We start from the raw sequence: 6,772 nt of genomic DNA, 5'->3' as shown, positions 1-6,772 counted from the left end.
CGGAGCATCGGCGACCGACGACAACGCCGCGAGGTGCGGCACCAGGCGCCGCGAGCCCGGCATGATCGGCGAGACACCCCCTAGGAGGCGGACGCGCCGCTCCGCGCCTGTGTCGGCGAACCGGCGCCCGGCCGACGCCGGTCCACGGCGTCGACGACCCTGCACGCCACCACGGCCGTCACCAGGAAGGCCGCAGCCGCCGAGAGCGCCCTGATCTCATAGTACGGCCCGGGACTCAGCGACACGGCCGCGTATGCGGCCCCCGTGCCCAGGAGGCCGGCGCAGGTCAGTCTTCCGGCCGGCAAGAGAGCGAGTGTCCGGGGTCGGCCCGCCCGAAGGCAGGCGGCGTCCGTCGCATCCTCCGTCCCGGCCACCGTGTCCCGGCCGGCCCCCAGGCAGGCGGCCGCCGAGATGACGAGCGCAGCCCCCGCCGCCGGCCACGGTGTCCCGAACATCACGCCGTAGCGCACCGCGAGCGCCGGCACGAAGAAGAGCGCGAGCCAGCGAAACAGAAGGTGCCGTACGAACGACATCGCGAGGCCGGGAGCGGCCCCGTCGTCCCGCAGCCGGTGCGCGACCCCGCGCAGACCGGCCAGGAGACCGGCGGCCGCCAGTGCGACCGGCAGGCGGTCGTCCAGCCGCCCCAGGTTGTAGAGCAGGGCAGTGTCGTACACGACCAGGACCAGCACTCCCAGAGCGCCCAGCGAGCCGATGAACACCAGCAGCCCGGACACGGAGGCCGGGGTCCGGGTGGTCCCGGTGTCGCGCGCCGCCAGACGGGCGAGGAGAAGGGGCGTGAGGACGGCGGAGACGCCTCGTACGACGAGGTCGTCGACCGTATACGGATTGCGCAGGTCCCACTCCACGAGACAGAACACGACGGTGTACGACACGGAGGCCGGCGGCAGCAGGGCGGACCGGGCGATCGCCCGGTACAGCCCCGCGTCGAACCACCGCAGGACGGTCGCGAAGGCCAGGAGGACGAAGGGCAGCTCGAGAAAGGCCTGGACCCGCAGGACCGAGGGAGCGAGGAGCTCGGGCACGGGGAAGCCGTCGGCGAGCCACCGCAACACGGGGCTGTCGGAGTCGAGTTCGAACCATCCCGTCGGCAGATACCGCGCGACGAAGGACGGGTCGCCGCCGTGCACACGCAGCACGTACACGGTGAACAGCACCTGGTTGACATAGACCAGCCCGGTCACCACCGCCAGCGCGGCGAGCGGCGGCACCGAGCGGCCCGTACTGGGCCGGGTCGGCCCCCGCCGAACGGCCGCCGGTACACGCGGCGCGAGCACGAGAGCCAGAACGACGGACACGACCACCACGGCGTCGATGAACACGGCCACCACCGTAGGCCAGGCCGTCACGCCACGGCTCCGCACGCTCTGCGTGCTCTGCCGTGCAGCGTCGGCAGCTCTCTCAGTACGGCGCCGTCACCAAGTCGCCGAACGCCCCTCCGCCCACCGGCTGTTCAGACGGGCTCGAAGCACGGCTCGGGCACGGAATCGGCCACGGTATAGGGCCGGAATCCGGGGTCGGTGAGGATCCGGTACAGGAACTCCGTGACGGTCATCTCGTAGCGGTTCCAGTCCTCGGCGTCCTCCATCTTGGCGAGGAGCGGCCATGCGTCCACCGGGCCGTCCGTGACCTGCCAGTAGAACGAATCGGCCGCACGCGAGATGCCCCATGGAATCAGGCCCCCCGTGGAACCGGGCACATGGATCCGATAGGGCGCGAACGGGCCGTCCGAACTGTCGTCGTTCGACAGCAGTAGGCGCCACGTCCTCAGCAGATCCGCCACTCGGGTCTCGTCGGAGCAGAGCACCGACACCACCTGCGAAAACTCGCCGACGCCGAACGCCTGACACAGCTGCTTGTAGTCGCCGGGCAGTTCGGTGCCCAGTTCCCCTTCGATCCCGGCCCAAGGCTGCACGGCGTTCCGCGCGTCACGACCCGTGGCACGGAGGAGCAGGTCCACCCACACGACAAAACCTCGTCTGCTTGTTCACGGAGGCCGGGAGGATCAGGCGACCTCTCGCCTGACCCGCCCATGGAGTGTCAGCCAGAACCTCTGCAACGACTCCTCCGGGCCGCCCAGTTCGAAGCGGTTGCGGACCTTGCCGAGCGGGTTCCACACCCGGCCGTCCGGCATGCGTACGCCGACCGGCTGGCCGAAGCAGGCCCGCTGGCCGGTGTCGAGGTCGAGCCAGACCGCCCCTGCGCGGCGCACGAGCACCTCACCGACGTACGCGCCGAGCCCCAGCAGCGTCTCGCGCGCCCGTTCTCCGTCGGCGCCGCCCTTGCGCAGCCCGTCCACCAGGAAGTCGACCAGGCGCAGACTGGCCACCGAGTAGTCCAGCGGCAACCGGTTGCGTGCCGTGACCCGCGCCACGAAGGCCGCCGCGTACGCCCGCATCCCGCTCGCGTCGGGCACGCCCGCGTCCGGCACGCGCTCGTCCGCCCTGCCCATGAGAAACCGCCCCTTCGCTCGATCCTCGCGGGGGAACGCCGAGCAAGCCCCCACAGGGCCCAGCGGATCGGGCAGCCCTCACAACACGGGTCACAGGCATGTCACTTCTCACACCGGGATCTCACCCGAGCGGCACAACCTTTTCGCGACCCGTACGTCCGCCGTCACTTCACGCCGTTCGGCAGAGCCACGTTCCCGGTGAACACGCCCCGGTTCCCGGCCCGTACCTCCTGGCTCAGTGTGATGTCCCCGCCCTGGAACGGCACGAGGAACGTGAAGGCGTACCGGTGCGAGATGAGCCGATAGCCGTGCGCCGCGTCCAGGTCCCACGTCTCGTCGAAGCTCTTGAGCGTGATCTGGCCGTCGGTCGCGCTCACCCCCGCCTTGCGCAGCTGAGCGAGTGTGGGCTCCGCCTCCCGAACGGCCTTCTTCAGCGCGGGCCGGTCACGGGCGGCGGACAGCTGCCATCCGGAAGCGGTGACCCGGAGCCGCACGTCCTGGCCGCCCGCCCCCGCACGGCTCACCTTCGCGCTCTTGGTGTACGCCGCGAACGCGGCCAGTTCGGCCATCGGATCCTCGACGTCGTCGGCGATGTCGGGATCGGACAGCGGCCCCTTCTTCCACGCTTCGGCGCCCTGCTTGACGTAGCCCGTGCCGCCGACGACGTACACCCGCTCGGCCTTGCGCTCCCCCTTGCTGGTGGTGATCGTGCCGTTCTGCTCGAGCGCGTCGGGGCTGACGGTGCGGTGCACGGTCGCGGCGTACGTGGCACTGGACGGCGCCTGCCCCCGCATGACGACGGACTCACTGCCGCTCAGGGCGAACGTCCACCCCTTCTCCGCCCCCATGGCCTGCCGGGCCCGGGCGACGAACTGCGCGGCGGTCCGCGGCTTCGCCGCGGGCTCGGTCCGGGCGGGCGACGCGCTCTTCGGCTCGGGCCGCGCCTTCGCCGCCCCCGCGGAGGCGTGCCGTCCCGCCGGCTTCCGCGTGCCGTCACCCGCGGAACAACCGGACACGGTCACGGCGACCGCGACCGACAGGACCACGGCTGCGCGGCACCCACCGCGGCGAAGCCCACTGGAGCGAAGACGTATCCCGGACAGCACGAAGCAACCCTTCGACGGAGACGGGGGTTCAATGGCGGCCCGGTTATACAACAGCCTTCAGTGCAAGCACGAGCGCACAGACGAATAAGCACAAATCACCTCCCTTTCTCCCTCACCCTCGGGGGTGGATTTCCGGCATCCAGTGAGCGCAACGCGGCCCGGCCGCGGATGGAATGCCATGCGTTCGGCGCAAAGGTGCGGCCCATGCTGACAACTCATGTGCGATCGGCGCTGCGCCGATTCCAGGAGGTGCGCCGGCGGTCGAGGGCGGGCCGGGCCGGGATCGTGGCGGCCACCGGTCTGGCTCTCGTACTCGCCCTTCCCGGCATGGCGGCCGCGGCCCCGGGCGATCTGGACCCCGCCTTCAGCGGCGACGGCAAGGTGCTCACCGGCTTCGTCGGCGACGATCAGGCCGAAGACGTGGCGGTGCAGTCCGACGGCAAGACCGTCGCCGTCGGCTCCGCCGCCGACACCACCACGGTGGAGAGCGACTTCGCGGTGACCCGTCGCAACGCCGACGGCAGCCCGGACACCGGCTTCGGCGGCGGCGACGGCAAGGTGACCACCACCATCAACAACATGATCCCGCCCGGAGAGCTCCAGTGGAGCGAGGCCCATGCCGTGGCGCTGCAGCCCGACGGCAAGATCGTCGTGGCGGGCGGCAGTTGGCGGGGGTACGAGGACTGCTGCTGGTTCGTGGTGGCCCGGTACAACAGCGACGGCACGCTGGATCCGAGTTTCGGCGGCGGCGACGGCAGGGTGTTCACCGACTTCGGCCGGCCCGAAGAGGCCATGGACGTCGCCGTGGAGCCCGGTACCGGCAAGATCGTCGCCGCCGGCTATGTCGGAGGCGACGCCGCCGTGGCCCGCTACAACCCCGACGGCAGCCCGGACACGAGTTTCGGCGGCGGCGACGGCATGGTGACCACCAATCCGGCGGGGCCGTCCCTTCAGGAGGGCGGCGACGCGCGCGCCCTGGTCCTGCAGCCCGACGGAAAGATCGTCGTCGGCGGCGAGGTCGGGTCGACCCGCTTCGACTTCGCGCTCATCCGCTACAACCACGACGGCAGCCTCGACACCGGGTTCGGCAGCAACGGCATCCAGCGCACCGACTTCGGCGACTACGAGTCCGTGGAAGGGCTCGCGCTGCAGTCCGACGGCAAGATCATCGCGGCCGGCGGCAGCGGCGGCAGGTTCGCCCTGGCCCGCTACAACACCAACGGCACCCTGGACACCGGCTTCGACGGCGACGGCAAGGTGCTCACCCCCGGTGGCGGCGGAGCCAACGACGTGGTGGTGCAGGGCGACGGCCGGATCGTCATCGCCGGAGGCAACGGCCCCGGCGGCGACTTCGCCGTCCTGCGCTACAACCCCGACGGCAGCCTGGACAGCGGCTTCGGCACCGGGGGCGTCGCGACTGCGGACTTCGGCGGCAACGACGTGGCCCACGGCGTCGCCCTCCAGACCGACGGCAAGATCGTCGCCGCCGGTGTGGGCGGACCGGACACCGACTTCGCCCTGGCCCGCTTCCTCGGCGGGGGCAGCACGCCGCCGCCCCCGGCCGGCGTGGACCTCTCCGTGACGAAGAGCGGCCCCTCCACCGTCAGCATCGGCGACCGGGCCACCTACACCGTGCGGGTGACGAACACCAGCACCACGACCGCCGCCACCGGCGTCTCCCTGTCCGACACGCTCAGCGGCCCCGCCGCCTCGGTCGTCTCGGCGACCACCACCTCGGGCACCTGCACCACCACCGCCACCAGCGCGGCCTGCTCCCTGGGCACCCTCGCCCCCGGAGCCAGTGCCACGGTGACGGTCGCCGCCGAACCCCGGGCCGTCGGCACCCTCACCGACCGGGCCACGGTCACCGCTACGGAGACCGACCCGGTCACCGCCAACAACACCGCCACGGCGACCACCACGGTCAACAACGCCCGCGGCTGCACCCGCGTCGGCACCAGCGGCAACGACACCATCACCGGCACCAGCGGCAACGACGTGATCTGCGCCCTCGGCGGCGACGACACCGTCAACGCGGGCTACGGCAACGACACCGTCTACGGCGGCTACGGCAACGACCGCCTCGACGGCGGCTACGGCAATGACACCCTCAACGGGGGTCCCGGCAACGACAACCTGATCGGCTACTACGGCAGCGACAACCTCAACACCGTCGACAACGTCTTCGGCAACGACACCGCCAACGGCGGCCCCGACTTCGACACCTGCACGACCGACTCGGGTGACGTCCGGATCAGCTGCCCCTGACCCCCACCCCACCTGACGAGGCCGGCTTCCCGAGGCGGGAGGCCGGCCTCACCCTGCACCGGACCGCTGTGCGGCGAGAGCCGGTTGGCGCGGTCGCCTCAATGAGTGGCTGCGGCCTGCACTTTCGCCACAGGCCCTAACCGCCGTACGGCCGCCTCTCCTTGGCCTCCCTCAGTGCCTGTCCCCACCACACCAGCTGGTCCAGCATCGACTTCGCCGCCGCGTCCGCGGCGGTCGGGTCGTCGAGGCGGCCCTCGTCGTCGAAGGACGCGCGTGCGTTGTGGAAGGAGACCGTGTCGCGGACGGTGACCGCGTGGAGTTCGGCGAAGACCTGGCGGAGGTGTTCGACCGCGCGGAGGCCGCCGGCCAGGCCGCCGTAGGAGACGAGGGCGACGGGCTTGGCCTGCCACTCGGTGAAGTGCCAGTCGATGAGGTTCTTCAGTCCGGCGGGGAAGGAGTGGTTGTACTCGGGGGTCAGGACGACGAAGGCGTCCGCCGATGCCAGTTTCTCCGTGATGCCCGCCAGGGCCGTCGTCGCCTCCGGGCCGCGCGCCAGTGTCGTCGGCAGGGCTGCCGTCTCCGCCACGTCCACGACCTGCGGGAGCAGGTCGGCGCGGTCGCGGAGGTGGGCGAGGAGCCAGTCGGCGACCACGGGGCCGAAGCGGCCGTGGCGGTTGCTGCCGATGACGAGGGTGACCTTCAGGGGTTCCGTGGTTGTGTTCATGCGGCACAGACTGATACCTCAAGCTTTGTTGAGGTCAAGCCCGGGTTTTCGGTGACGCCGGTCCCCGAAAGCCCGGTGCGTCGTGATCACCCGTTCACCCCCGCGACCCGCACCCTTCGGGGTGTTTTCCGACGTGCCGTCAGCGAGGCCGCGCTGACCTGCCCAAACACCCCTCGCCATGCCTCTCTGGCGGGGCGCCTCGAC

6 protein-coding genes are annotated in these 6,772 nt (G+C 71.3%); 1 reads left to right on the top strand and 5 read right to left on the bottom strand.

Annotated features, from left to right (window positions below; all coding sequences use genetic code 11):
* Positions 1-80 precede the first annotated feature (80 nt).
* The 4 genes from IE318_RS10785 to IE318_RS10770 form a co-directional block, all read right to left on the bottom strand.
* Positions 81-1,367 (bottom strand): hypothetical protein, encoded by a 1,287-nt coding sequence (locus tag IE318_RS10785; RefSeq protein WP_189898993.1) that lies wholly within the window; start codon positions 1,365-1,367, stop codon positions 81-83.
* A 104-nt stretch (positions 1,368-1,471) separates the two neighbouring features.
* Positions 1,472-1,978, bottom strand: a complete 507-nt coding sequence (locus IE318_RS10780) for an SMI1/KNR4 family protein (protein WP_189898988.1) — start codon at positions 1,976-1,978, stop codon at positions 1,472-1,474.
* Between the two features lie 45 nt (positions 1,979-2,023).
* Positions 2,024-2,470, bottom strand: coding sequence for a hypothetical protein (locus tag IE318_RS10775; protein ID WP_229903433.1), 447 nt, complete (start codon positions 2,468-2,470; stop codon positions 2,024-2,026).
* Positions 2,471-2,634: 164 nt separating this feature from the next.
* Positions 2,635-3,516 carry a hypothetical protein gene (locus IE318_RS10770; RefSeq protein WP_189898986.1) on the bottom strand — a complete coding sequence of 294 codons (882 nt, stop codon included), beginning with the start codon at positions 3,514-3,516 and terminating at the stop codon, positions 2,635-2,637.
* A 264-nt stretch (positions 3,517-3,780) separates the two neighbouring features.
* On the opposite strand from IE318_RS10770, the gene IE318_RS10765 reads away from it, so the two are divergent.
* Positions 3,781-5,844, top strand: coding sequence for a DUF11 domain-containing protein (locus IE318_RS10765; RefSeq protein WP_189898985.1), 2,064 nt, complete (start codon positions 3,781-3,783; stop codon positions 5,842-5,844).
* 136 nt (positions 5,845-5,980) lie between these two features.
* On the opposite strand, the gene IE318_RS10760 is transcribed toward IE318_RS10765, so the two are convergent.
* The gene (locus tag IE318_RS10760; RefSeq protein WP_189898984.1) at positions 5,981-6,568 is read right to left on the bottom strand and encodes an NADPH-dependent FMN reductase; all 588 of its coding nucleotides are present in this window, start codon (positions 6,566-6,568) and stop codon (positions 5,981-5,983) included.
* Positions 6,569-6,772: the final 204 nt, after the last annotated feature.

Source organism: Streptomyces spiralis, assembly GCF_014654675.1.
Taxonomy (GTDB): Bacteria; Actinomycetota; Actinomycetes; order Streptomycetales; family Streptomycetaceae; genus Streptomyces; species Streptomyces spiralis.
Note: the sequence above shows the minus strand (reverse complement) of the source record. Positions and strands in the feature narration are given on the sequence as shown.

What these genes read in the sequence shown, in the direction of transcription:
- IE318_RS10775 (WP_229903433.1), bottom strand. Translation starts at nt 2,470, where the DNA reads ATGGGCAGGGCGGACGAGCGCGTGCCGGACGCGGGCGTGCCCGACGCG.
- IE318_RS10760 (WP_189898984.1), bottom strand. Translation starts at nt 6,568, where the DNA reads ATGAACACAACCACGGAACCCCTGAAGGTCACCCTCGTCATCGGCAGC.
- IE318_RS10765 (WP_189898985.1), top strand. Translation starts at nt 3,781, where the DNA reads ATGCTGACAACTCATGTGCGATCGGCGCTGCGCCGATTCCAGGAGGTG.